Source organism: Janthinobacterium saanense, assembly GCF_014200675.1.
Classification (GTDB): Bacteria; Pseudomonadota; Gammaproteobacteria; order Burkholderiales; family Burkholderiaceae_D; genus Janthinobacterium.
In genome coordinates, this window is sequence record NZ_JACHCI010000007.1 from 119,687 (window position 1) to 145,257 (window position 25,571).

At 58.0% G+C, this 25,571-nt stretch carries 18 protein-coding genes and 1 tRNA gene; 7 read left to right on the forward strand and 12 right to left on the reverse strand.

Annotated features, from left to right (window positions below):
• Positions 1-3: 3 nt before the first annotated feature.
• A complete protein-coding gene (locus HDE72_RS12255; RefSeq protein ID WP_183741136.1) occupies positions 4-960 on the forward strand; it encodes a hypothetical protein in 957 nt (318 codons plus the stop codon).
• A 45-nt stretch (positions 961-1,005) separates the two neighbouring features.
• Here the strand turns inward: HDE72_RS12255 and HDE72_RS12260 are convergent, their stop codons facing one another.
• From HDE72_RS12260 to HDE72_RS12285, 6 genes are all read right to left on the reverse strand, one after another.
• On the reverse strand, positions 1,006-1,734 hold the full coding sequence (locus HDE72_RS12260) for a hypothetical protein (protein WP_183741139.1): 729 nt from the start codon (positions 1,732-1,734) through the stop codon (positions 1,006-1,008).
• A gap of 133 nt (positions 1,735-1,867) precedes the next feature.
• Positions 1,868-3,256 carry an efflux transporter outer membrane subunit gene (locus tag HDE72_RS12265; protein ID WP_183741141.1) on the reverse strand — a complete coding sequence of 463 codons (1,389 nt, stop codon included), beginning with the start codon at positions 3,254-3,256 and terminating at the stop codon, positions 1,868-1,870.
• Positions 3,253-4,452, reverse strand: a complete 1,200-nt coding sequence (locus HDE72_RS12270) for an HlyD family secretion protein (RefSeq protein ID WP_183741143.1) — start codon at positions 4,450-4,452, stop codon at positions 3,253-3,255. Before HDE72_RS12270 ends, HDE72_RS12265 begins: the two co-directional genes overlap by 4 nt.
• Positions 4,439-6,139, reverse strand: coding sequence for an MFS transporter (locus tag HDE72_RS12275; RefSeq protein ID WP_183741145.1), 1,701 nt, complete (start codon positions 6,137-6,139; stop codon positions 4,439-4,441). The genes HDE72_RS12270 and HDE72_RS12275 overlap by 14 nt, the downstream gene beginning before the upstream one ends.
• Positions 6,140-6,237: 98 nt before the next feature.
• Positions 6,238-8,640: a catalase gene (locus HDE72_RS12280; RefSeq protein ID WP_183741148.1), complete on the reverse strand. Its 2,403-nt coding sequence runs from the start codon at positions 8,638-8,640 to the stop codon at positions 6,238-6,240.
• Positions 8,641-8,848: 208 nt separating this feature from the next.
• Entirely contained in the window at positions 8,849-9,202 is a 354-nt protein-coding gene (locus HDE72_RS12285; RefSeq protein WP_183741150.1) for a hypothetical protein, read from the reverse strand.
• A gap of 355 nt (positions 9,203-9,557) precedes the next feature.
• Between HDE72_RS12285 and HDE72_RS12290 the strand changes: the two genes are divergently transcribed.
• From HDE72_RS12290 to HDE72_RS12310, 5 genes are read left to right on the forward strand one after another with little or no spacing between them, the layout of a single operon-like run.
• A complete protein-coding gene (locus HDE72_RS12290; RefSeq protein ID WP_260176651.1) occupies positions 9,558-12,206 on the forward strand; it encodes a type I restriction-modification system subunit M in 2,649 nt (882 codons plus the stop codon).
• Positions 12,203-13,051: a KilA-N domain-containing protein gene (locus tag HDE72_RS12295; RefSeq protein WP_183741152.1), complete on the forward strand. Its 849-nt coding sequence runs from the start codon at positions 12,203-12,205 to the stop codon at positions 13,049-13,051. The genes HDE72_RS12290 and HDE72_RS12295 overlap by 4 nt, the downstream gene beginning before the upstream one ends.
• Positions 13,048-14,319, forward strand: a complete 1,272-nt coding sequence (locus tag HDE72_RS12300) for a restriction endonuclease subunit S (protein ID WP_183741154.1) — start codon at positions 13,048-13,050, stop codon at positions 14,317-14,319. The genes HDE72_RS12295 and HDE72_RS12300 overlap by 4 nt, the downstream gene beginning before the upstream one ends.
• Positions 14,316-17,429 carry a type I restriction endonuclease subunit R gene (locus tag HDE72_RS12305; RefSeq protein ID WP_183741156.1) on the forward strand — a complete coding sequence of 1,038 codons (3,114 nt, stop codon included), beginning with the start codon at positions 14,316-14,318 and terminating at the stop codon, positions 17,427-17,429. Before HDE72_RS12300 ends, HDE72_RS12305 begins: the two co-directional genes overlap by 4 nt.
• Before the next feature lie 5 nt (positions 17,430-17,434).
• A complete protein-coding gene (locus tag HDE72_RS12310) occupies positions 17,435-18,145 on the forward strand; it encodes a M48 family metallopeptidase (RefSeq protein WP_183741158.1) in 711 nt (236 codons plus the stop codon).
• A gap of 97 nt (positions 18,146-18,242) precedes the next feature.
• On the opposite strand, the gene HDE72_RS12315 is transcribed toward HDE72_RS12310, so the two are convergent.
• The 3 genes from HDE72_RS12315 to pepN all read right to left on the reverse strand — a co-directional run bounded on the left by HDE72_RS12315 (position 18,243) and on the right by pepN (position 22,184).
• Positions 18,243-18,318 (reverse strand) — tRNA-Thr (locus tag HDE72_RS12315).
• Positions 18,319-18,429: 111 nt separating this feature from the next.
• On the reverse strand, positions 18,430-19,431 hold the full coding sequence (locus HDE72_RS12320) for a class 1 fructose-bisphosphatase (protein WP_183741160.1): 1,002 nt from the start codon (positions 19,429-19,431) through the stop codon (positions 18,430-18,432).
• Positions 19,432-19,529: 98 nt separating this feature from the next.
• On the reverse strand, positions 19,530-22,184 hold the full coding sequence (gene pepN, locus HDE72_RS12325; RefSeq protein WP_183741162.1) for an aminopeptidase N: 2,655 nt from the start codon (positions 22,182-22,184) through the stop codon (positions 19,530-19,532).
• 247 nt (positions 22,185-22,431) lie between these two features.
• On the opposite strand from pepN, the gene HDE72_RS12330 reads away from it, so the two are divergent.
• Positions 22,432-23,040 (forward strand): DUF4136 domain-containing protein, encoded by a 609-nt coding sequence (locus HDE72_RS12330; RefSeq protein ID WP_260176652.1) that lies wholly within the window; start codon positions 22,432-22,434, stop codon positions 23,038-23,040.
• Between the two features lie 165 nt (positions 23,041-23,205).
• Here HDE72_RS12330 and HDE72_RS12335 read toward each other — a convergent pair whose 3' ends face one another.
• From HDE72_RS12335 to HDE72_RS12345, 3 genes are read right to left on the reverse strand one after another with little or no spacing between them, the layout of a single operon-like run.
• Positions 23,206-24,195, reverse strand: a complete 990-nt coding sequence (locus HDE72_RS12335; RefSeq protein WP_183741166.1) for a quinone oxidoreductase family protein — start codon at positions 24,193-24,195, stop codon at positions 23,206-23,208.
• Between the two features lie 16 nt (positions 24,196-24,211).
• Positions 24,212-24,601 (reverse strand): methylglyoxal synthase, encoded by a 390-nt coding sequence (locus tag HDE72_RS12340; RefSeq protein WP_183675442.1) that lies wholly within the window; start codon positions 24,599-24,601, stop codon positions 24,212-24,214.
• A gap of 31 nt (positions 24,602-24,632) precedes the next feature.
• Positions 24,633-25,553, reverse strand: coding sequence for a DMT family transporter (locus HDE72_RS12345; protein WP_183741168.1), 921 nt, complete (start codon positions 25,551-25,553; stop codon positions 24,633-24,635).
• Positions 25,554-25,571: the final 18 nt, after the last annotated feature.

The following is a 25,571-nucleotide window of genomic DNA, read 5'->3' on the forward strand; positions in this document are numbered from 1 at the left end:
CCTATGAATTACCGCACTCCGTTCACCGTGCTGATGGCCTGCGCCATGCTAGTGGCCTGCTCGGATAAAACCGCCGCCACGGCCGATGTCGCCGCCGCTGCGCCTGCCCCAGCAGCCGAAACCGAAGCCGTTTCCGCGCCAGCGCCAGCGCCAACGGCGCCAGCCAACGAAGACAGGAACGAGGTCGTGAAATCCGACATCGACCGCGCACGCGAAGCAGAATTCATGCGCGCCGTGTTCGGCAAGGACTACCGCGCCGACAGCGACGACGCGCTGGCCGACCTGAGCGACCCTGAGCAGCATGTCGACAAACTCAGTTATGTCGTCAGCGCCGTCGCCTCCAAACTGCTGGGCAATGGCCGCGCCGTGCTGGTGGCGAATGCGGAAACGGCGAACACGGAAGGCACAGCCGAATCGGCGCACGTCACGCAAGGCTTGTTGAACGTGTTTTTCCTCACGCAAGCCGGCGAAGGAAAATGGAAGGTGAGCGAGCGCGTGGAAAATATCGCCGCGCTGGGTTCATCGGGCCAGCTGGGCGACGTGCAATGGACGCGTTTGGGACAGGATAAACTGGGCCTGGCGATCCGTCACGGCTATACGGGCCAGGGCTATACCATCAACCAGCTGGCCTTGTTCGAGGTGGGCGATGGCGAGGTCACCTTGCTGACCCAGGGCATCGACCTGCACTCCGATAATCTGGGCGCCTGTACCGAGGAAATGGAGGAATGCTGGGACGTCAGCGGCAACTGGCGCTTCGCCACCGCACAGGGCGGCGGCAAGCACGATGACTTGTTGATCGACTTCAGCGGCTTCACGGAAAAAATCAAGGCCGGCGTCAAGCTCAAACCGGACCAGGATCCACCGCGCACGTCCACGCTCATCACCGCCCAGGCGCGCTACGTTTTCGACGGCAAGACCTATAAACTGGCCGAAGGACGTAACCCGGTTCCGGGCGTATAAGTGTAAGACCCGGTGTAAGACCCGATGTCAGGCCGGGTTTCAGGTCTACCCCAGGCGGCGCAGCAAGGGCTGGTACATATCGCGCGTGTGGCGGCTCCAGCGCTGCATGGCCTGGTCCAGTTCCACGCGCAATTGCGCCGCCAGTTCGCGTTCGCCATTGCTGGCCGCCCAGATCGCATATTCGGCACGGCATTCAAAACTGCCGAAACGCGTCAGCGCATCGTCGAATGCGGCCTTGGCCTCGCTGTTGCGGCCCGTATCGGCCAGCGCGCGCGCCGTCAGGATGGCTACTTGCTCGGGGCGGAAATGCGGGTCTTTGCTGCGGATGAATTCCAGATGCGGCAGCGCCTTGACGCCTTTGCCACTTTCCAGCCAGGCACGCGCCGCGCTGTAACGGATTTCCAGGTCCGATGAAAACACCCCTTGCGTACAAGTTTCATAGATAGCAGCCGCTTCTTCGGCGGAACCGGTTCCCAGCAAGGCACTGGCCAGGCGCATCTGGTTTTGCGCCGTCGGCGTGTACTCGAAGGCGGCGCGCGCATCGCGCAATTCGCGGCCAGGGTCCAGCGTCTTCGCAGCCACCGACACAGCCTTGCGCGCGCCGCGCTGCAAGCCCGATGACGGCAGATAAATCGCCACAAAATACACCACGCTGCCCAGCAGCGGGAACATGAACAGGATCAGCAGCCAATACAGCTGCTGCCCGTTGCGCACCACATGGACCGCAAAAAAAATCGCGATCAGGATATGGATGCCTATGCCAAAAATCGTCATGCTACAGCCTCGTTCCTGGTAAATTAAATGTGGGTTATTTTATCAACAATGCGACCAGTTGCCCTTTAGGACAGCATATTACACCGCCCCTCGCAGCAAGTGCTGAGCAATGGCTTAAGCAAGGACTCAAAGGCTAAGGTTGGGCCGACCAGCCACCACCCATGGCGCGGTACAGGTCGACGGAGGCGACCAGGATGCGCGTTTTCAATTGCAGCAAGCCCACGTCGGCGCTGTACAGAGTGCGCTGGGCGTCGAGTTCTTCCAGGTAGGAGGCGTAGCCGTTGCGATAGCGGTTGTGCGCAATGCGCAGGGTATCAAACGCCGTGGCGCGGCGCGCCGCATTTTCCACCGCCTGCTGCTGCAGGCGGTGGATGGCGCCCAGGCTGTTTTCCGTTTCGGCAAACGCATTCCTCACCACGTTTTCATAGGTGTAGGCCAGCTGGTCGCGCTGCGCGCCGGCCGCATCGGTCTGGGCCTGCACCCGCCCGCCATCGAACAGGGGGCCGGACACCAGCGCCGTCAAATTCCACAGGGCGATCGGTGCATGCACGAAGTCGTGCAGGGTCGTCGTCTGCCCGCCGCCAGCGGCGCTCAGCTTGAACGAGGGCAGCAACTGGTCGCGCGTAGCCGCCAGGCTGGCATTCGATGCTGCCAGATTATGTTCGGCGCGCGCGATATCTGGGCGCCGGCGCAGCAAGCCGGACGGCAGGCCGGCCGGCACCGGCGGCGGCGTCAGGCTGGCCAGTTCCCGGCCCCGTGCTACCGTCCCGGGATTGCCGCCGACAAGCAGCGCCAGCGCATTTTCCTGTTCAAAAATCTGCCGCTGCAACTGCGGCACCTGTTCGGCCGCCGCATGGTATTCCGACTGTGCCTGCAGCCATTCCAGCTGCGAGCTGTAGCCCACCTCATACTGTTTGCGGGCCAGTTCGCGCGACTGCTCGCGCAATTCCAAGGTCGATTGCGTCAACACCAGCTGGGCGTCGAGGCCACGCAGATTCAGATAGGCCGTGGCCACGCTGGCGGCAATCGACAAGGCGGCCGCATCCAGGCTGGCCTGCTCGGCGCGATAAGTTTCGCCGGCCGCGTCGCGCAGCTTGTCATCCCTGCCCCAGACATCGATTTCATAGCTGGCCTGCAGCTCGGCCTGGAAGACATTCGTCATGTAGGGCGCACCCGTATAGTCCAGGGTGCGCGTGCGGGTGGCCGAGCTATCGAAGCCAAGCGCCGGCGCGCGGTTGGCGTTGGCCTGCGCCAGGCGCGCACGGAACTCCTGCACTCTGGCGCGGGCCACGCGCAAATCGCCATTGTGGACCAGCGCGGTCGCCACCAGCTCGCTCAATACCGGGTCGCCAAACGCCTGCCACCACAGCTGCTCGACCTGGGCTGACCCGGCCTGCGCACCATCGGCTAGGGCACGCCAGCCCGAGGGCAGTTGCAGGTTTGACGCCGGTTGCGGCGGCGCCTTGGCAGCGCAGCCAGCCAGCACCAGCGCACCAGCGACGAGCATCTGGCGGCGCTTCATGGCGCAGCCTTGGCAGGCGATTTTTTCGGCGGTGGCGGCGGGGGTGCCGGGTTGGTGGCCGAGTCATTCAGCATGGCGGAAGTATCCACGCTAACCACCACCGACATGCCGGGCACCAGCCGGCGCGCATTGGCCTGGCCCGCATCGATGCGGATGCGCACGGGGATGCGCTGGGCAATCTTCAGGTAATTTCCGGTCGCGTTATCGGGTGGCAGCACGGAAAATTCCGAACCCGTGGCCGGCGAGATGCGCTCCACCTGCCCCGTCAGCACGGCGCCGTTCAGGGCGTCGACGTGGAAGGTGGCGCTCTGCCCTTCCTGCACGCCGTTCATCTGCGTTTCCTTGAAATTGGCGATCACCCACATCTGGCGCGGCACCAGCGCCATCAGCTGCGCGCCGGAGTTCACGAACGCTCCGTCGCGCACCGTCACCTGCCCCAGCTGGCCATCGTAGGGCGCCACGATGCGCGTGTTATCGAGATCGATCTTTGCCGCCTTCACGGCGGCCTGCGCGTTCGCCACGGCTGCTGCCAAAGCTTGCCGGTTGACCACTACCGTCTGCACATTCTGCTGCGCGATATCGAGGTTGGCCCTGGCCTGCGCCAGCGACGCGGCCATCTGCGCCTGCGTGGCGCGCGACTGGTCGTGTTCGCGCTGCGACAGCGAACCGTCCGCCACCAGTTGCTCCACCCGATTCAGGTCGGCGCTGGACTTGCGCGCCTGCGCTTCGGCATTGGCCAGCGCCGCCTGGTTGACGGCGATGCCCGCTTCGGAACTGGCACGCTGCTGCGCCCAATTCGACAAGGCTGCCTGCTGCGCCGCCAGCTGGGCTTGCGCCTGCTCGTAGCGCTGCTGGTACGTGCGGTCGTCGATGCGCACCAGCAGCTGGCCCGCCTTCACATCCTGAAAATCCTGCACCAGCACTTCCGTCACATAACCGGACAACTGCGTGCCGATGATCGTCACCTGCCCCCGCACGGTAGCGTTTTCGGTGGTGACGATGGGGCTGGTGAATGGCGGCAGGCGCCATGCATACAGCACGATCAGCACGCCCACCAGCGCCACCGAGGCAAAGGCAATCGCGGACAGCCATTGATGGCGGCGGTCTGGCTGCGGCGGCGTCAGAGATGCAGCCACGGATGCAGCCGCAGGGGCAGCGGCAGGGGCAGCTGGCGTGGTCTTGTTATCTTCTGTCATTGCTCGGTTCCGAATTGGTAATGGGGACGATGGCCATGGCGCTTTGCGCATCATGCACTGGGCCCACCAGGCGCCGCGCGCCGATGGTGATGCTGGTCCAGAACTGGCTGACCAGCAGCCATAGCAGGGTCGCGATGGCGACGCCGGCGATCATCAAGAAAACATCGTTATAGGCCAGCACATTGGCTTCGCGCGTGGCGGCGGCGCCCAGCCGTGCCACGCCCTGGGCGCCGCGCAGGGCCGGGTCGGCCAGCACGCTGCCATACGCGGCCGCGCCCGACTGCACGCGCGTAGCCACTTGCGGGTCGAGCATGGTCAGCTGTTCGACCAGGTAGCTGGAATGGTATTTTTCGCGCGCCGTCTGGATGGTGCCGACGATGGCCGTGCCCACCAGGCCGCCCATATTCTGCGTCATGGTAAACATCACGGAAAAACTGACCAGGTTGCGCGGCTCGGCGATCACGGCGCCCATGCCCGCCACCATGGTGGGACCGATGAAATAGGTGCCGCCAAAGGCCAATAAAAACTGGCTCAGATACATATTGGCGGGCCGCGTCTGGCTGGTGGCGTGGGCGTCGATCAGCGCGCCGATGGCGATCAGCGCCAGCGCGAACATCAGCGAGCGGTTCAAGGTGGCAGGATTGATCGTGATGGCGCTCAGCAGCAAGCCCGCCACGCTGCCGCACAACACCACGATGAAGAGGTGTTGCATCTGGTCCGTGTTCAGGTTCAGCGCCTGCAGAAAACCCACGGCGCCCGTCGATTCAGATAGCACGATGCGAAACAGCAGCACCGACAAAAACAGCTTGGCGATCTTGCCGGTCGTGAGCCAGCGCGTGTTGAGCAGCGGGCGCGCGCGGTTATGTTCGATCGCCAGCGCAGCGACGATCAGCACGATGGAACACGCCAGGCAAATGCCGACCCAGCGCGCCTCCAGCCACCAGGCCGTGCGGCCCTGCGCCAGCACCGCGCACAACAGGGCCACGCCGGGCGCAAACAAGATAAAGGTAAGGAAGTCGAGCGGCTCGAACGATTGCACCCGGTCGCCAGGCGGCAGCTTCAAGGCCAGCACGCAGCCCAGCGCCACCAGGGTCAGGCCCAGCTCGAACAGATACAAGCCGTGCCACTCGCCGATCTGCAGCAGTTCGGAGGTAAACACGCGCGCCAGCGGCAGCGCCAGCTGCGCAAAACCCAGGCCCAGCACCACGCCCTTCAAGCGATGCCGCGCAGGAAACGCCTGCAAGGTGTAATACAGGCCCAGCACGCCCAGCGCGCCGCCCACCATGCCATGCGCGGCGCGCACGGCGATGGCTGACGACAGGCTGTTCGCATACAGGTGGGCAAAGGTCACCAGCGCATACAGCACCAGAAAAATTTCGGTGAACAAGCGCAAACCAAACTGCTGGCGAAACTTCACCAGCAGCAGATTCATGGACACGATGGTCATCACGTAAGCGGCCGGCAGCCACTGCATCTCGGCCGCGTACGCCCCCAGCGAACCTTGCAGATTGAGGATATTGGCCGTCACCAGACCATTGCCCAAACCGCCCGTCAGCGCGACGATCAGGCCGACGACAAAATACGCGACACGTTTCGGCGTCGTATGTTCGGGCGTCGATGGGGAACCGGGCAAACTGGGGCGCTCACCGGGCGCCCAGTTCCTGGGGGTATAGGCATCCTTATCCATACGGCAAGCATATCACCGCAGGCTGCTTTAACCGGTTAAATTGACGAGTAGTGTGGCAAAAAAACCGGGGTCAGACCCGGCGGGTCTGACCCCGGAATTCACACTCTGGGCGGATCCGTCTCGCGCGCAAAATCCCTGTGCGCCGCCAGCGCGTGCTTGAAAGCCGCCACGGCTTTCACCACCTCGCCCGATGGCGCAACGATGATGGACGGGTCGGGCTTGCCATCAGGCAGGGTCACCGGCACGCCGGCGTGGTCCAGCAAACCCTTGCCTGCAGCTATCACCAGCATGGGCTTGCAGTGGCGGTATTGCAGGCGCACGAAGTCGAGCGCGTTGGCGTCGCTGCTCAGTTGCTGCGCGCCCGCGCCGTCGGGTATCACCACGGCGTCGAATAGCACGGACGGCCCCGTCTCCAGCGATACTTCCACCGCCAGTGGCGGGCCACCACTCGTGTCCACCTTGCCCAAGTGACTGCCGACCAGGCGCGGCACGGCCCCATCGGCCAGCAAGGACGCATAGATGCTGCGCGCCTGAGCACCATCGCTGCCTGGCCCGACCAGTATCGCCACGCGCAAGGTATGGATGGCCGTCTTGCCGGGACGGAAAGTGAGCGACAACTCCGGCGATGGTGGATAACTGGGGATGGTCACAGTAGGCAACGGTGGCGGCAGGGCCAGACCCAGGCCATCGGCCACGCGCTGCGCCAGGGTTTCATTCACATTGCGCAAGCCGGCCAGCATGCGCAGGCGGATGGCTACCGTCTGCACCTTGCTCAGCTCAAAACGGAAGGCATGCACGATATGGTCTTGTTCGGTGGCCGTCTGGCTGATCCAGAACAGCCGCGCCTGGCCATAATGCTCGGCAAATTTCTCGGGCTTGCCGCGCACCTTGTCGCCATCGCTCAGCGCGGGGAAACTGTTGAAACCCTTGCTGCCCGCCTGGAAAGGGCAGCCACCCGCCAGCGAGTTGGGCTCATACGCCACCCTGCCCCGGTTGATGGCCTGGCGGTGGATGCCATCGCGCTGGTTGTTGTGCACGGGCGCCAGCGGCGCATTGATGGGAATTTCATGGAAGTTGGCGCCGCCCAGGCGCGTGATTTGCGTGTCGACATAGGAGTGGATGCGCCCCTGCAGCAGCGGATCGTTACTGAAATCGATACCGGGAATGATGTGCGCGGTGCAGAATGCCACCTGTTCCGTCTCGGCAAAGAAATTATCGGGATTGCGGTTCAAGACCATCTTGCCGACCGGAATCAAGGGAACCAGTTCTTCCGGTATCAACTTCGTGGGATCGAGCACATCGAAGGGGAATGCTTCGGCCTGCTCTTCCGTGAAGACCTGGAACGCCAGCTCATACTCGGGATACTCGCCGCACTCGATGGCTTCCCACAGATCGCGCCGGTGGAAGTCGGAATCGGCGCCGCTGAGCTTGACCGCTTCATCCCATACCAGCGAATGCGTGCCGGCCATTGGCGACCAGTGGAACTTACAGAACACGGACTGGCCCTTGGCATTGACCAGGCGGAAGGTGTGCACGCCAAAGCCCTGCATCATGCGGTAGCTGCGCGGTATCGCCCGGTCGGACATAACCCACATCAGCATATGCGTGATTTCCGGCGACAGCGAGGCAAAGTCCCAGAAAGTATCGTGGGCGCTGGCCGCCTGCGGGATGCCATTATTGGGTTCAGGCTTGACGGCGTGTATCAAGTCGGGGAATTTCATCGCATCCTGGATGAAGAAGACGGGAATGTTGTTGCCGACCAAGTCCCAGTTGCCCTCATCCGTGTAAAACTTCACGGCAAAACCGCGCACATCGCGCGCCGTATCGGTGGAACCGCGTTCGCCAGCCACCGTGGAAAAACGCACAAACACGGGCGTGCGCTTGCCCGCCCTGGAAAATGGCGCGGCGCGCGTCAGCTTGCCTTGTTCCTTGTAGCATTCGAAGTAGCCGTGGGCGGCAGAACCGCGCGCATGCACGACGCGTTCGGGGATGCGCTCATGGTCGAAATGCGTGAGCTTTTCACGCAAGATGAAATCTTCCATCAGGGTGGGGCCGCGCAAGCCCGCCTTCAGCGAGTTCTGATTGTCACCCACCGGCACGCCCTGGTTGGTGGTCAGCACGCAGCCGCTATCGTCGGCGCGGGCCCGGTCCAGCGCAGCATTTTGTGCATTCTGGCCCAGCGCTGGCTGGCCTTCGCCCACTTTCGGCGAGCTAATGTTTTCACCTGCCGTACTGGCGGTGGCCAAGGCTTCCCCCACGCTGACATGCACGCCTTCGCTGGGCGTGCGCGCCGCCTCGCCGAACTGCCCGGCCAGGTTGGGATTGTCGGGCATGGCGCTAGCCAAAGCCTGGCTGGCGGCCGCCTTGCGCAGCAAGCCGCTGGTGTCCGCACCCTTGCTGCCCAGGCTGCCTGGCGGCTCGCTGCTGGAAGGGCCGGACTGGGTGCTCAATACAGAGCCTGCGCCATCAGTAGGCGGCGCTTTTTTGTTGTTGGTAGCCATATATCTCCTCTGAACAGGCTGCGCGCTCGCATACCGTAAGGAGACCGGTGATGCCAGCGCACAGCGATCAAAACAATGTCGGAAATGGAAACCGCATGCAACACCACTCACCATGCTTGCGGCAGCATGAAAATGGACGCAGTACCGATCTGCCATCACGGCGAACCGGCACTGCGTCCATCAGAGCATCAACCTGATTCCTGCAGGCTTATTTGCGCGAACTCAACAGTTTTGATAATCCATAACCAGCAGCGGCGGCGATCAGCAGCGACACGGCCGGACGTTCGCGCACATACTCGCGGCCCGAATCACTCGCGCGCTGGCATGCGGCGCTCAACTCCTTGCCTCGCGCCAACAAACGGCCCGACGCGCTGGCGACGGTATCGCTGGCTTGCTCGATAGCATCGCCCACCTGGTCCAGGCCATCGTGGGCGCGGGTTGCCACCTTGTCGACCAGCGGCTGTGCCTGGTCGGCAACTTTATCGATGGTGCTATGCAAGTCCTTGCGGGCATCCTGGGCCGTACCATTGAGATCGGAGCTGGCTTTTTCAATCGCATTCATGATGGCATCCTTTTTGTAGTGAATAAAGTTGGCTAACGCTAGTACTTACAATAGTGCGATTGACGATCACACACCGTGCGCTGCCTCACCTTCACGTGCATGAGCGTGAAAAAAACCGGCGGCCTGATGGGGCCGACGGGTTTCGAGGGTTTTCACCTTGTATGCGGGCTTGCGCTCGGCAGCGGGCAAGCTGGGGCTTAGCCATCACCGCCTCGACGCCTTCTGCCATAGCCAACCCCGAACACCATCTGTAGCTCTCTGGGCAGCATCCGCGACAGGTCCAGGCTGACCAGTGCGCTGAAAAACTGTTACTGCTGCTGGCGCATAAGCCAGTATTAAGGAGAGAATTTTTGATTTGACCTTACTAGTAGGAAAGCCCAAAACTTCAGACAAAAAATCAAAAACGATATTTTTCATTAAATATTATTTACATACACAGACTCACGGATCCGGTGAAACAAAACTGCTATTTGAACTTCATGGCCTAAAAAGAAGACAAAGTAATACGTTGCAGATTAAAACGGCGGCTTTATCATGTCTCCTCCATGCTGTAAAGTACGCACTTCCCGATCAGTGGACTCACTCCACAATAAAGCAGCTCATGGCAATCAAGAAATCCGAACTCTACTCTTCCCTTTGGCAATCGTGCGACGAATTGCGCGGCAGCATGGACGCCAGCCAGTACAAGGACTACGTGCTTGTACTCCTGTTCGTCAAATACGTATCTGACAAGTATGCTGACACCTATTACGCACCAATTACGATCCCGCCTGGCGCCAGCTTCAAGGACATGGTCGCCCTGAAGGGCAAGTCTGATATTGGCGACCAGATCAACAAGAAAATCATCGGTCCGCTGGCCAAGGCCAACAAGCTGTCGGATATGCCGGACTTCAACGATCCGAGCAAACTGGGCAGCGGCCAGGAGATCGTCGACAGGTTGACGAACCTGATCTCCATCTTCGAGAACAAGGCACTCGACTTCAGCAATAACCGTGCAGAGGGTGATGACATCCTGGGTGACGCCTATGAGTACCTGATGCGTCACTTCGCCGCTGAAAGCGGCAAGAGCAAAGGACAGTTCTACACGCCCTCAGAAGTGAGCCGCATCATGGCGCAAATCATCGGCATTCGTAGTCCGAAAACGAATAGCGGTACTACTGTCTACGACCCGACCTGCGGCTCCGGGTCGCTCTTGCTGAAAGTGGGTGACGAAGCGCACGCCAAAGTGACACTGTACGGCCAGGAAAAAGATGCGGCAACATCCGGCTTGGCGCGCATGAACATGATCTTGCACGATAACCCCACAGCGGAAATCAAGCAGGGCAATACCATCGCCAATCCGCTGTTTACTGCCGAAGACGGTCCGCTCAAGACCTTCGATTACGTCGTCGCCAATCCGCCGTTCAGCGACAAGCGCTGGAGCACCGGCATCGATCCACTCAATGATCCGCACGAGCGCTTCCAGTATTTCGGCACGCCACCCGCCAAGCAGGGCGATTACGCCTATCTGCTGCACATTATCCGCTCGCTCAAGACCACTGGCAAAGGCGCTTGCATCTTGCCACATGGCGTGCTGTTTCGAGGCAATGCCGAAGCCGATATTCGCCGCAAGCTGATTCTTCAGGGCTATATCAAAGGCATCATCGGTTTGCCGGCCAATCTGTTTTACGGTACGGGCATTCCTGCCTGCATTATCCTGATCGACAAGGAAAATGCACAGCAGCGCAAGGGCATCTTCATGATCGACGCCAGCGCCGGCTTCATTAAAGACGGTCCAAAGAACCGGCTGCGCGACTGCGACATCCATCAGATCGTTGATGTATTCAACCGTAGCGATGAAAGCGACCCTAAATACGCTCGCATGGTCAGCATCGCGGAAATCGAAAAAAACGACTATAACCTCAACATCCCACGCTATATCGACAGCCAGCAAGCCGAGGATATCCAGGACATCGAAGGCCATCTGAAAGGCGGTATACCCATCGGCGACATAGATGCCTTGCAAGCATACTGGACGGTATGCCCACAGCTGCGACAAACCTTGTTCAAGACCAAGCGTCCCGGTTACCTTGACCTTGCCGTGACCAAGCAAGCCATCAAGCCACGCATCTATGAGCATGCGGAATTTGTCACCTTTATCGACAGCATGAATGTCCTGTTCGCCGACTGGCAACAACGCAGCACATTAACGCTCAAGAGCCTGCAAGCTGCTTGCCATCCAAAGATCATCATCAATGATCTGGCCGAAGACCTGCTCATGCACTATGCTGAAAAGCCACTGATCGACAAATATGCGGTGTATCAGCACCTGATGGATTACTGGGCCACGACTATGCAGGATGATTGCTACCTGATCGCCGCCGATGGCTGGAAGGCACTTACCTATCGCATCATCGAAATCAACAAGAAAGGCAAGGAGATTGACAAGGGCTGGGCTTGCGATCTGCTGCCGAAACAACTGATTGTCGAGCGCTACTTTGCCAAACAGCAAACCGCCATCCGCGAGCAGGAAACGGCGCTGGAAAACATCGCCGCGCAAATGGCTGAAATGGAAGAAGAACATGGCGGCGACGACGGCGCCTTCGCCGAACTCGACAAGGTGAATAAAGCCAACGTCAGTACCCGCCTGAAAGAAATCAAGGGCGACAAGGAAGCCATGGACGAAGCTAAGGCGCTGCAAGCCTGGCTGAAACTTGCCACCCAAGAAGCAGAACTCAAAAAGAACTTGAAAGATGCCGAAGCCGAACTCGATGCCCTAGCCTACGCCACATATCCGACCTTAGGCGAAGCCGATATCAAGACGCTAGTGGTAGAGAATAAATGGATGGCGGCAATCTCCGCCGCAGTGCATGGCGAAATGGACCGCATCAGCCAAACGCTCACTCAACGCATCAAGGAGCTGGCCGAACGCTATGAAAGCACCTTGCCAGCGCTGACTGCCGAAGTCGCACGCTTGAGTGAAAAAGTTGCAGCACACCTGAAGAAAATGGGATTCCAGCCATGAGCAAGAAATCCGTGATTACCGTGCAGGGCGCCAGCATCAGTATCCTGAAGCAGGATGCGTCGGACTACATCTCGCTCACCGATATCGCCCGCTACCGCAATACGCAAGAGCCTTCTTCCATCATTAACAACTGGATGCGTAGCCGCAGCACCATAGAATTCCTTGGCCTGTGGGAAAAACTGAGCAACGCAAATTTTAAACCCCTCGAATTCGACAGGTTTAGAAACGAGGCTGGGAGCAACTATTTTGTCCTCTCGCCTCAACGCTGGATTGAAGCCACGCAGGCAGCCGGCATCACTTCGAAGTCAGGCCGGTACGGCGGAACTTACGCGCACCGCGATATTGCGTTTGAATTTGCATCATGGATCTCTTCCGAATTCAAACTCTACCTGATCAAGGAATTCGATCGTCTGAAAAATGACGAGAACCATCGATTGTCGCTAGCCTGGAACCTCAACCGTACGCTGTCCAAGCTTAACTACCGCATCCATACCGATGCGATCAAGGAGCATCTGATTCCAGCCGCGATTACGCCTGAGCAAGCGCGTATCACCTATGCCAGCGAAGCCGATGTACTGAACGTCGCCATGTTTGGCCAGACCGCCAAGGCCTGGCGCGACACTCACCCCACGGCAGCCGGCAATATGCGCGACGATGCCAGCATCGAGCAACTGCTGGTGCTCGCCAACCTGGAAAGCCTGAACGCCGAATTCATCCACATGGGCTTGGCACAAGGCGAGCGCTTGCAAAAACTCAACGATGTCGCCATCCGCCAGTTACGCAGCCTGACGAGCCATATTGCCCTGCAAGCGCTGGGGGCTGCAGAAAATGAGGTAAAGAAATGAGCGCGCCACTGCGGGAGGGGTATAAGCAGACTGAGGTGGGAGTGATTCCGGAGGATTGGGAAAGTGGCACCATCAAATCACTTGCGGCCTCAGTTAGCAACGCTATTGTTGGCGGGCCGTTTGGTTCTGATCTCGTATCGCGTGATTATGTGGACGATGGTGTGCCGGTCATCCGAGGACAGAATATGGGACGGCGTTGGCTTAAAGGCCCTTACGTTTTTGTGACAGACAAAAAGGCAGCCTCCCTTGAAGCAAATCTGGCGCGTCCAGGTGACGTATTATTTACGCAGCGAGGTACATTAGGACAGGTCAGCATCGTTCCTGATATACCTTTCCGCCGATATCTTGTTTCACAGAGCCAAATGAAAGTCACGCTGAATAGCAAGATCGCTGACTCAAAATTTCTCCTATGTTGGTTTGTTAGTGAGCGTGGACAAGAGACCATTCGACTCAATACTATTCAGACGGGTGTGCCCCATATTAACCTTGGTATTTTGCGTGGCTTAACTGTACCTATTCCACCTATACGCGAACAAGAAGCCATCGCAGAGGCGTTAAACGACGTGGATGCACTTATCGAATCACTGGAACAACTGATCATAAAGAAGCGTCACCTCAAACAAGGCACCATGCAGGAATTGCTTACCGGGAAAAAGCGTTTACCAGGATTTAGCAGCAAGTGGGAAGTAAAACTATTGGATACCATATCTGAAATCCGCAGCGGGGGTACACCAAGCACTAACCAAGCTGAATTTTGGGATGGCAATGTTCTATGGTGCACTCCGACCGATATTACCGCTCTCAAAGGATTTAAATACTTAACGCATACATCAAGAACGATTAGCGACCGAGGCTTAAAGTGTAGTTCTGCGGAATTAATTCCTGCGGGCTCTATTCTGATGACATCACGAGCCACAATTGGTGAGTGTGCAATCAATGTAGTTCCAGTAGCAACCAATCAGGGCTTTAAGAACTTTACTCCATTCCAAAACACTGACGGTGATTTCTTATATTATCTTCTACAGACAAAAAAACAGGAATTTATTAGTCTTTGTGGCGGCAGTACTTTTTTGGAAATAGGCAAGAATAAACTGGCATCTTTTGAAATAGAATTACCAAAAGAGAAAAGCGAACAAACCGCCATCGCCACCGTCCTCTCCGACATGGACACCGGGATTGCTGAACTTGAAGCACAACTCGCCAAAACCCGCACCCTCAAACAAGGCATGATGAACGAACTACTGACAGGAAAGATACGATTGAAATGACCACAGGCCAGCCAGAACGCACTACGCAAGACCGCGTCGTCAACCTGTTCCGTGATGAGCTGGGCTATCGGACGCTCGGTAACTGGAGTGGCCGCGCGAACAACAGCAACGTCGAAGTCGGGTTGCTGACAGCCTGGCTGGCCAAACGCGGCTACAGTGCGGCGCAGATCGCGCGGGCACTCGACCGTCTGCAGGCCGAAGCGGGTAATGCCAACCGTAAGCTCTACGACAACAACAAGGCCGTGTATAGCCTGCTGCATTATGGCGTGCAGGTGCAGGCGGCTGTGGAAGAGAACAGTGAAACGATCTGGCTGGTCGATTGGAATGATGCAGAGCAAAACGACTTCGCCATCGCCGAAGAGGTCACGCTGCATGGCAGCCACGAACGGCGGCCTGATATCGTTATTTACGTCAACGGCATTGCCGTTGGTGTGCTGGAACTGAAGAATAGTCGCGCCGACATAGGAGAAGGCATACGGCAAAGTCTGTCCAATCAGCAAGCGGACTTCAATGCATGGTTCTTCAGCACTGTGCAGTTCATTTTCGCCGGTAATGATTCCCAGGGACTGAAATACGGAACGATCAAGACACAGGAGAAATATTTTCTGAGCTGGAAGGAAGATGAGACGGACAATAGCCGTTTCAAGCTCGACAAATACTTGCTGAAGATGTGCGACAAAACGCGTCTGATCGAATTGATGCACGACTTCGTGCTGTTTGACGGTGGCATCAAGAAGCTGCCCCGCGCGCATCAGTACTTCGGCATCAAGGCGGCGCAAGAGTACGTGCAGCGCCGCGAGGGCGGCATCATCTGGCATACGCAAGGTAGCGGCAAGAGCATCGTGATGGTCTTGCTGGCCAAATGGATACTCGAAAACAAACCCCATGCCCGTGTGGTGATCGTCACCGACCGCGATGAACTGGACAAGCAGATCGAAAGCGTTTTCATTGCTGCCGGTTACCCGATGACCCGCGCCAGCAGTGGACGCAATCTGATGTCCAAGCTCAACCAGGCTACGCCGCGCTTGCTGTGTTCCCTAGTACATAAGTTCGGAAGGAAGGGAGTCGACGACTTCGAACAATTCATCAAGGATCTGCAAGCCCAGCCTTGCCCAGTTGTCGGTGAAATTTTTGTCTTCGTCGATGAATGCCATCGTACACAAAGCGGCAAGTTGCACCGCACAATGAAGGCATTGATGCCCGAGGCAGTATTTGTCGGCTTTACCGGCACCCCTCTGCTCAAGCAGGACAAACAGACCAGTTTGGAAGTATTCGGCCGCTACATTCATACCTACAAATTCAGTGAGGCGGTCGAAGATAAAGTGGTGCTTGACCTCCTGTATGAAGCGCGCGATATCGACCAGCGCCTTGGCTCCGTCAAAAAGATCGATGCATGGTTCGATGCCCATACAAAAAACTTGAACGACTGGCAAAAAGCCGCCCTGCGTGAGCAATGGGGCACGATGCAGAAAGTATTGAGCTCAAAGTCGCGCATGCATCGGGTCGTGGCTGACATCGTATTTGACTTTAGCGACAAGCCCAGTCTGTCCAATCAGCGCGGCAACGCCATCCTCGTCGCCTCCAGCATTTACGAAGCCTGCAAGTATTTCGAGCTGTTCCAGGGTACGCCCTTCAAAGGAAAATGCGCGGTCGTTACTTCCTATAACCCGCAGACACAGGACATTACGCTGGAAGAAACGGGTGCCGATACCGAGACAGCCAAGCAGTTCATCTACAACATTTACACGGCATTGCTACAAGACGTGGCGGCGCTACCTGGAAAATCCAAAACAGAAAGCTACGAAGACCATGCCAAGATGTTGTTCAAGGAACAGCCAGCGAATATGCGCCTGTTGGTGGTGGTCGATAAGCTCTTGACTGGCTTCGACGCACCAAGCTGCACCTATCTCTACATCGACAAAAGCATGCAAGACCACGGCTTGTTTCAGGCAATCTGCCGTACCAACCGGCTTGATGGTGAAAACAAGGACTTCGGTTACATCGTCGACTACAAGGATTTGTTCAAGAAAGTGGAAAATGTCATTGCCGTGTACACGTCCGAACTGGACAACAGTGCTGGCGGCGCCAGCCCTGAAGTGTTGCTGCAAGATCGCCTTGTCAAGGGCCGCGAGCGCCTGGACAATGCATTGGAAGCAATCGCGCTGCTGTGCGAACCGGTGGCTCCGCCACAAGGCGAGCTTGAACACATACATTACTTCTGCGGCAATACCGAAATCGCAGGCGACTTGAAGGCACATGAAACGCAACGCGTTGCATTCTACAAAGCAATGGTGGCATTGGTTCGGGCCTATGCGAATATCTCGGATGACCTGGCCAGTGCCGGGTACAGCGACGTTGGTATCGAACGCATCAAACTGGCCATTGACCGCTATCTGAAGCTACGCGAGACCATCCGTAATGCGTCCGGTGAAAAGTTGGACACAAAAGCCTATGAAGCCGATATGCGCCACCTGATCGATACCTATATCGAAGCAAGCGAGCCAAGAACGATTTCCCCATTCGATAATATGTCACTGCTGGAATTGATCGTGAAAACCGGTATAGCGAACGCGATCAATAGCCTGCCGGCTGGACTCAAGGGTAGCAAGGAAGCAGTCGCCGAAACCATCGAAAATAATGTCCGCAGCAAGATCATCAAGGAACACCTGAACGATCCAATCTATTACGCAAAGATGTCGGCCCTGCTCGATGAAATCATCGCCGCGCGCAAGGCCAAAGCAGTTGAGTACGAGAAATACCTACAGCGGGTCGCAGAACTGGCCAAGCGCGTTGAGGCGGGGCAAGCGGATGACACTCCCGTGCAACTGAATACGCGAGGACGGCGTGCCTTGTACAACCTACTACAACAAGAGGCAGCTGGTACTTTTGAAGCGGCAGAATCAGCGGCGTACTATAACGGTGCTGAAGCAAACAGTGTACTGACACTGGCTATCAAAATTGATGAAGAAGTCAAACGGGTGCGCCCCGATGGCTGGCGTGGCGTTCAAACCAAGGAAAACGTCATCAAAGCTACTTTGTACGGGATTTTGCATGATGTGGACAAAGTCGAACGCATTTTCCCCACCCTTCGACAGCACCAGGAATATTAATTTATATGCAATTTATGCTGGGCGATATCACTGTTGATGTCATACAGAAGGATATCAAGAACCTCCACCTGAGCGTTCATCCACCTGCTGGAAAGGTGCGCATCTCCACGCCCATGCGCATGGACCTCGACACCATTCGTGTATTTACCATCAGCAAGTTGGCATGGATCAAAAGCCAGCAAAAAAAATTGCGGGAGCAGGAAAGGGAAACGCCCCGGGAATACCTGGAACGGGAAAGCCATTATGTTTGGGGCAAGCGTTATCTGCTTAAGTTAGTCGAAAAAGACGCTGCTCCCAACGTTGAACTCAAGCATAACAAGCTGGTTTTGCAGTTAAGGCCTGCGGCAAACCAGGCGAAAAGGCAGGAGGTACTAGACGCATGGTATCGCGAGCAACTGAAAGAAGTCGTTCCGCACCTGATTGCCAAGTGGGAAAAAATCATAGGCGTGAAGACTGGGAAGTTCTTCGTGCAGAAGATGAAAACCAAATGGGGCAGTTGCAGCCCCGTTAAAAAGAATATCCGCATCAACACCGACCTGGCCAAAAAACCGTTGCAGTGCCTAGAATACATAGTGGCACATGAGCTTACGCATTTACGGGAGCGTAGCCATAATGAACACTTCACTGCACTCATGGATGCCCATATGCCTCAGTGGCGACAGTATCGCGAAATGCTCAATAAGCTACCGCTTACGTATCAACAATGGGACTATTGATGCAGGAGCGATCTTCATACCTGACAAATACGTCAACAAATGCGCAAAACAAAAAACCCGCTAACTTTTACAAGTTAGCGGGCTTTTTGATGAAACTTGGTGCCGCTTGCCGGAATCGAACTGGCGACCTTTTCATTACGAATGAACTGCTCTACCAACTGAGCTAAAGCGGCGAAGACCCGTATTCTACAAACAATGCACAAAATTTGCTAGAGTCAACGCGATCTTTTTTCGTTTTTCTGGGTGGCAGGTAGCAACTCCGCCCAACATCGTGCAAAACGTCCTTATTCTGCGTGATAGGCGGTCACGCGGGCCACTTCGTCTTTCGAACCGAGGAACACCGGCACGCGCTGGTGCAGCTTGTGCGGGGCGATGTCCATGATGCGCTGCTTGCCGTCGGTGGCGGCGCCGCCGGCTTGTTCTACGATGAAGGCCATCGGGTTCGCTTCGTACATCAGACGCAGCTTGCCTGGCATCGAGGTGTCGCGCAGGTCGGCCGGGTACATGAAGATGCCGCCGCGGTTCAGGATGCGGTGCACGTCGGCCACCATCGAGGCGATCCAGCGCATATTGAAGTTGCTGCCGCGCGGGCCCGTGTCGCCGGCCAGCAGTTCGTCGACGTAGCGTTTCACCGGTGGATGCCAATGGCGCGCGTTCGACATGTTGATGGCGAATTCCTTCGTCGTCGGCGGAATCTGCATATTGCTTTGCGTGAGTACCCACGAACCCATCTCGCGGTCCAGGGTGAAGCAGTTCACGCCATTGCCGAAGGTCAGCACCAGCATGGTTTGCGGGCCGTACACGGCGTAGCCAGCGGCCACTTGCTTGGCGCCTGCCTGCATGAAGTCCTGCTCGCTCGGTTCACCCATGCCTTCCGGCGCTTTCAGAACGGAGAAAATGGTGCCGATCGAGACGTTGACATCGATGTTCGACGAGCCATCCAATGGGTCGAACAGCAGCATGTATTCGCCTTTGGGATAGCGGTTCGGGATCGGGTGGATCGATTCCATTTCTTCCGACGCCATGGCCGCCAGGTGGCCGCCCCATTCGTTCGCTTCCAGCAGGATTTCATTGGAGATGATGTCCAGCTTTTTCTGTACTTCGCCCTGCACGTTTTCCGTGTCGGCCGTGCCCAGCACTTCGCCCAGGGCGCCCTTGCTGACGGAATGGCTGATGGTCTTGCAGGCGCGCGCGACGACTTCGATCAGCAGGCGCAGTTCGGCCGGGATGCTGTTGTTCGAGCGCTGCTCTTCAACCAGGTATTGCGTAAGACTGATGCGTTTCATGAAACCCCTTTGGTTTAGTGTTTATTTTTTGCGTAACCCAAGGCAAATGCTGGGGTCAGACCCGAAGGGTCTGACCCCGTAATCAGCCGTCGGTTGAATTAATTTGCCAATGCCTTGCTGACCACTTCCCGCACGTCATTCGACAGGCTGGCCTGGCCGGCGACTTTTTCCAGCGCCGTCCGCATATGGTTTTGCAGGGCCGGCACGTAACGGCGCCAGCGGTCCATGGAGCGCGCCAGGCGGGCGGCTACTTGCGGGTTCAGGGCGTCGAGCGCGATCACCTGCTCGGCCCAGTAGGCGTAGCCGCTGCCATCTGGCGCGTGGAATTGCGATGGGTTGCCATTGGTGAAATTGAAGATCAGGCTGCGCGCGCGGTTAGGATTTTTCAAGGTGAAGGCGCTGTGCGTCATCAGCTTGCGCACGCCATCCACGTTGGTGGTCGGTGCAGCTGCCTGCATGGCGAACCACTTGTCGATCACCAGCGCTTCGTTTTCAAAGTCGGCATAGAAGCTGGCCAGCGCCGCTTGCGCGTGGCTGGCCGAACCGGAATGTATCAGAGCGCCCAAGGCGGCTGCGCGGTCGGTCATATTGCCGGCGCTGTCGAACTGCTGCTGCGCCAATACCAGTTCGGCTGCTTCGGGCGCGATCAGCAGATAGGACAAGGCCAGGTTCTTCAGCGCGCGCTTGCCGGCCGACAGGGCGTCGGGGCTGTATTCGCCCGGCGTCTGGTTGGCGTGGTATTGCGCGAGTAATTCCGGCTTCAGGGCCGCTGCCAGGGTGCGGCGCATGAACTGACGGGCCGCGTGGATCGCTTGCGGATCGACGTGGGCCAAACGTTCGGCGATGATGGTCTCGGACGGCAAAATCAAGGCCAGTTCGCGGAAGGCCGCATCCAACGTCTCGTCGGCCAGCAGCGCGCGCTGCGCTTCGATAAAGGTCTCGTCCAGTTCCAGCGTTTCTCCGGTAGCCACGGCAGCCGTCAGTTTCAGCAAACGCTCCATCGCCAGGCGCTGGCCTGCTTCCCAGCGGTTGACTGGGTCGCTGTCGTGGCGGAACAGATGCAGCAGTTCGGCATCGCTGTAATCGTATTCCAGCACCACGGGCGCCGAGAAATCGCGCAGCAGCGATGGCACCGGCGCTTCGTCCACGCCCGTGAAACGGAAGGTTTGCGAGGCCTGCGTCAATTCCAGCACGATGCTGGTGGCGCCGTCAGCATCCACACCCTCCACCTGCAGCGGCAGGTCGCGGCCATCCTGGCCCAGCAAGCCCACCGTGACGGGGATATGGAAAGGCAGTTTTTCTGCCTGGCCTGGCGTGGCGGGGCAGCTTTGCGTGAGGGTCAAGCTAAACGTCTTGCTGGCAGCGTCGTACTGGGTGGAAGCTCTCAGCACCGGCGTGCCGGCCTGGCTGTACCAGCGCTCGAACTGGCTGAAGTCGCGGCCATTCGCGTCGGCCATGGCGGCGCGGAAATCGTCGCACTGCACGGCCTGGCCATCATGCCGCTCGAAGTACAGGTCCATGCCCTTGCGGAAACCATCGCGGCCCACCAGGGTCTGGTACATGCGTACCACTTCCGCGCCTTTTTCGTAGATCGTCACCGTATAAAAATTATTGATCTCGACAAAGGAATCGGGACGCACCGGGTGCGCCATCGGGCCCGCGTCTTCGGGGAATTGCGCCTGGCGCAAGGTGCGCACCTGGTCGATACGCGTGACGGCGCGGCCGGTGTCCGTGCCTATCATGTCGGCCGAGAATTCCTGGTCGCGAAATACCGTCAAGCCTTCTTTCAGCGACAGCTGGAACCAGTCGCGGCACGTCACGCGGTTGCCGGTCCAGTTGTGGAAGTATTCATGGCCCACCACCGCTTCGATGCCTGCGTAATCGACGTCGGTTGCCACGCGCGAATTGGCCAGCACATACTTGGTGTTGAAGATGTTCAGGCCCTTGTTTTCCATCGCGCCCATATTGAAGTCGCCCACGGCGACGATCATGAAGCGGTCCAGGTCCAGCTCCAGGCCGAAACGCTCTTCATCCCAGGCGATGCTGTTCTTCAGCGACTGCATGGCGTAATCGGTCTTGTCGAGATTGCCGTCTTCCACCCACACTTGCAGCAGTACTTCGCGGCCCGACTTCAGGCTGTAGCGCTCTTCCTGGCAGACCAGGCGGGCGGCAACCAGCGCGAACAGGTAGGATGGCTTCTTGAACGGGTCTTCCCATTTGGCGTAATGACGGCCATCGCCGAGGTCGCCCTCTTCGATCAGATTACCGTTCGACAGCAGCACCGGGTATTGTTCCTTGTCGGCACGCAACATGACGGTGTATTTCGCCATCACGTCCGGGCGGTCCGGGAAGAAAGTAATGCGGCGGAAACCTTCCGCTTCGCATTGCGTGAAGAAATTATGGTTAGACACGTACAGGCCGGACAGCGAGGTATTGTCTTGCGGCGACAGCACAGTTTCGATGTCGAGCTGCACCTCGTCGGGCGCTTTCGGTATCGTCAGGCTGCTGGCTGTTAACTTGTACTGCGATGGCTTCAATACCTTGCCGTTCAGGCGCACTTGCACCAGTTCGATATGTTCGCCGTGCAATTCGATGCTGCGGCTCTTGCTGGCCGGGTTGTGGCGCATGCTGATACGGCTCGCCACTATCGTACGGGCGGGGTCGAGATCAAAACCAAGTTCGACACTGTCGACCAGGAAGCTGGGCGGCGTGTAGTCTTTGCGATAAATCGTCTGAGGGCTGTCTGTGCGCATAGGGATTTGAGTGGGAGCGGGGGGCGAAGCCCTATTTTACCAATACCAGCCCGCCAGTGCCTGATTCGCAGGCAATTCCAGCGGCTAACTTGAGATTTGCTTACCCCAGTACATACCGGGTAACAATCTGTAATAATGAATGGCAATGGAATGGCGTAGTCTTACACTACAAGTCGATGAATTGCGTCTACTAATGTATTGCATCTTTTGTGTAGGAGATCATGCAATGAGATACCTGGCTATTTTAATGACCGCGCTGACCGTGTTATTGACCGGTTGCGCCACCACTATCAGCAGCGATGTGACGGCCTTCCACGAGTGGCCGGCAAATCTGCAGGATAAATCGTATGTGTTCGTCACGCCATCGCCAGAGAACGATACGCTGGAATACCGCAACTACCAGAATCTGGTGCGCGCCGAACTGGCGAAACAGGGTTTTGGCGAAGCGTCCGGTCCTGACAGCGCCAACCTGCGCGTGTCGATGGGCTTTTCCACCACCGACTTCCCTGAGCGCGTGCTGCAAGCTGCCGACCCCTTCTTTTATGGTCCCGGCTACTGGCCTGGCCGTTATGGCTACCGCTACGGCGCATGGCCAGGCTACGGCCGCTTCGGCTACAGTCCTTTCTATGGCTACGGCCCGATGGACATGGAAGAGAGCATACGCCACAAATACGAACGCGAACTGCGCGTGACGATTGATGACCGCAACGGCAAGAAACTGTATGACGTCACCGTGCAATCGTCGAGCACCAAGCGCGCCACGCCGCAAGTGATGCCAGCGATGGTGGCCAGTGCCTTTGCCGACTTCCCAGGACGTAGCGGGGTTCCTCGCAAGGTCGAAGTTAAAGTGGAATAAATTGTAGCGTTCAAAAAAACCGGCCCGCGAGCCGGTTTTTTTTACGTCTGTACATCTAGGAGTAATACGCTTCAGCCGACAAGGTGATCACGCCGATCAGCCCTACAGCCAGTATCAGAACGATCAGCAGGCGACCGAATTTGGGGGAACCCTCACCGCTGCCGCTCATGGCAGGATGATGGTGGAACCGGTAGTCTTGCGCGCTTCCAGGTCGGTATGTGCCTGGGCGATATTGGCCAGGTTGTAGCGCTGCTTGATCTCGATCTTCACTTCGCCGCTATTGACCACGCCAAACAGCGAGGTGGCCATCTCTTCCAGGTTGTTGCGGTTCGATGCATAGCTGAACAGCGCAGGGCGCGTGATGAACAGCGAGCCGCGCGAGGCCAGTTCCGTCAAAGAAAATGGCGGCACCGGGCCGGACGCATTGCCGAAGCTGACCATCATGCCCAGCGGCGCCAGGCAATCGAGCGAACCGATAAAGGTATCCTTGCCGATGGAATCGTAGACCACAGAGACGCCCTTGCCGCCCGTGATCTCGCGCACGCGCTCGACGAAGTTTTCCGTGTTGTAGTTAATGACGTGGGTCGCGCCATGCGCCTTGGCCAGCGCTACTTTTTCATCGGAACCAGCCGTGCCGATCAAATTCACGCCCAGCACCTTCGCCCATTGGCAGGCTATCAGGCCGACGCCGCCAGCGGCTGCGTGGAACAGCACCGTGTCACCGGCCTTCAGCGCCACCGTGCGGTGGAACAGGTATTGCACCGTCAAGCCTTGCAGCATCATGGCGGCGGCCGTATCGAAGCCGATGCGCTCGGGCAGCACCAGCAGCAAGGCCGCGGGCAAGTTGCGCTGCTGGGCGTAAGCGCCATTGATGCGCGCTGCGTAAGCCACGCGGTCGCCCACCTTCACTTCGGTGACGCCCTCGCCCACCGCCTCGACGATGCCCGCGCCTTCGACACCCAGGCCCGAAGGCAGCGGTTGCGGATACAGGCCGGTGCGGAAATACACATCGATAAAGTTCAGGCCGATGGCTTCATGCTTAACGCGCGCCTCGCCCGGGCCGGGCGGCGGCAGTTCCACGTCAACATACTCCATCACTTCGGGACCGCCTACGCGCTGTATGCGGATGGCCTTGGTAGTAATCGTAGCGCTCATGATGATCTCCTTAAAATCAGGCCGCTGCCCTGGCCTGCAATTGCAATTGCGACAGCACCAGATGCGCCGTCGACAGATTCGTTGCGCAAGCCACGTTGTGCACGTCGCAGGCGCGTACCAGAGCGTTGATGTCCGGTTCATGCGGCTGCGGCGTCATCGGGTCGCGCAGGAAGATCACGCAATCGATCAAGCCTTCCACCAGCATGGAGCCGATCTGCAAGTCGCCGCCAAACGGACCCGAATGCTTGCGCTCGACCGTCAAGCCCAGTTCGCTGATCAAACGGCCACCCGTGGTGCCCGTGGCCGACAGTTCACAACCTTGCAGGAAGTCCAGGTATTCGCCCGCCAGGGTAATCATGTCATCTTTTTTCTTGTCGTGGGCAATCAGGGCGATGCGTGTTTTCATGATGGGTCCGTGAGGTGTAGGAATAAGGAAATTACTTCTTCTTCGACAGCATGTAAATGCCGGCCAGTACCAGGCTGGTACCAGCCAATTGCCAGTTGGTAATCGGTTCATCGAGAATCATGGCGCCCAGGAACAAGGTCGAGACGGGGCCTATCATGCCAGCCTGCGAAGCGACCGGCGCGCCGATGCGTTCGACGGCGATCATGGTCATGAAGACGGGCATTACCGTACAAAAAATACCGTTGATCAAAGACAAGCCATACACGGCCGTGGGCTGTATCAGCAGCCCCACGGGGCGCAGGATGAAGAACTGGGCGATGCAGGCAAAACTGGCCACGCACATGGCATAGCTGACCAGGCGCATGGAGCCGATGCGCTTTACCAGTTCGCCCGAGCCCAGCAGGTAGACGGCATAGGCGCAAGCCGAACCCAGCACCAGGGTCGAACCCAGCGCCACATTGCTGGCGCCACCCTGCAAATCATGCACGAACACCAGCACGATGCCGCAATACGAGGTGAACAATGCCAGCCACTGCAAGCGGCTGATGGTCTGCTTGAAATACACGGTGGTAATCAGGAGCACAAAAGTGGGCGTGAGGAATAAAATCAGCCGTTCCAGGCCCACGGAAATATATTGCAGGCCCAGGAAATCGAGATAACTGGACAGATAATAGCCAACCAGCCCGAGGCCGATCAAACGCAGGCGGTCGCCATTGGACAGCGGCGGCTCGGTGCGCATCTGCCAGTAAGCGATCACGGCAAACACGGGCAAGGAAAAAATCATCCTGAAGGCGATCAGGGTGACGGCGTCGATCTGATAGCGGTACAGCAGCTTTGCAACGATGGCCTTGGTGGAAAACAGCACCGCCCCGCCTACCGCGATGGTCAAGCCACCGAGATAGACGGAACGGGAAACGGATGGGGAGGAGGTGGATGGGGAACTGGAGCTCATCCCAGGATTGTAATGGCA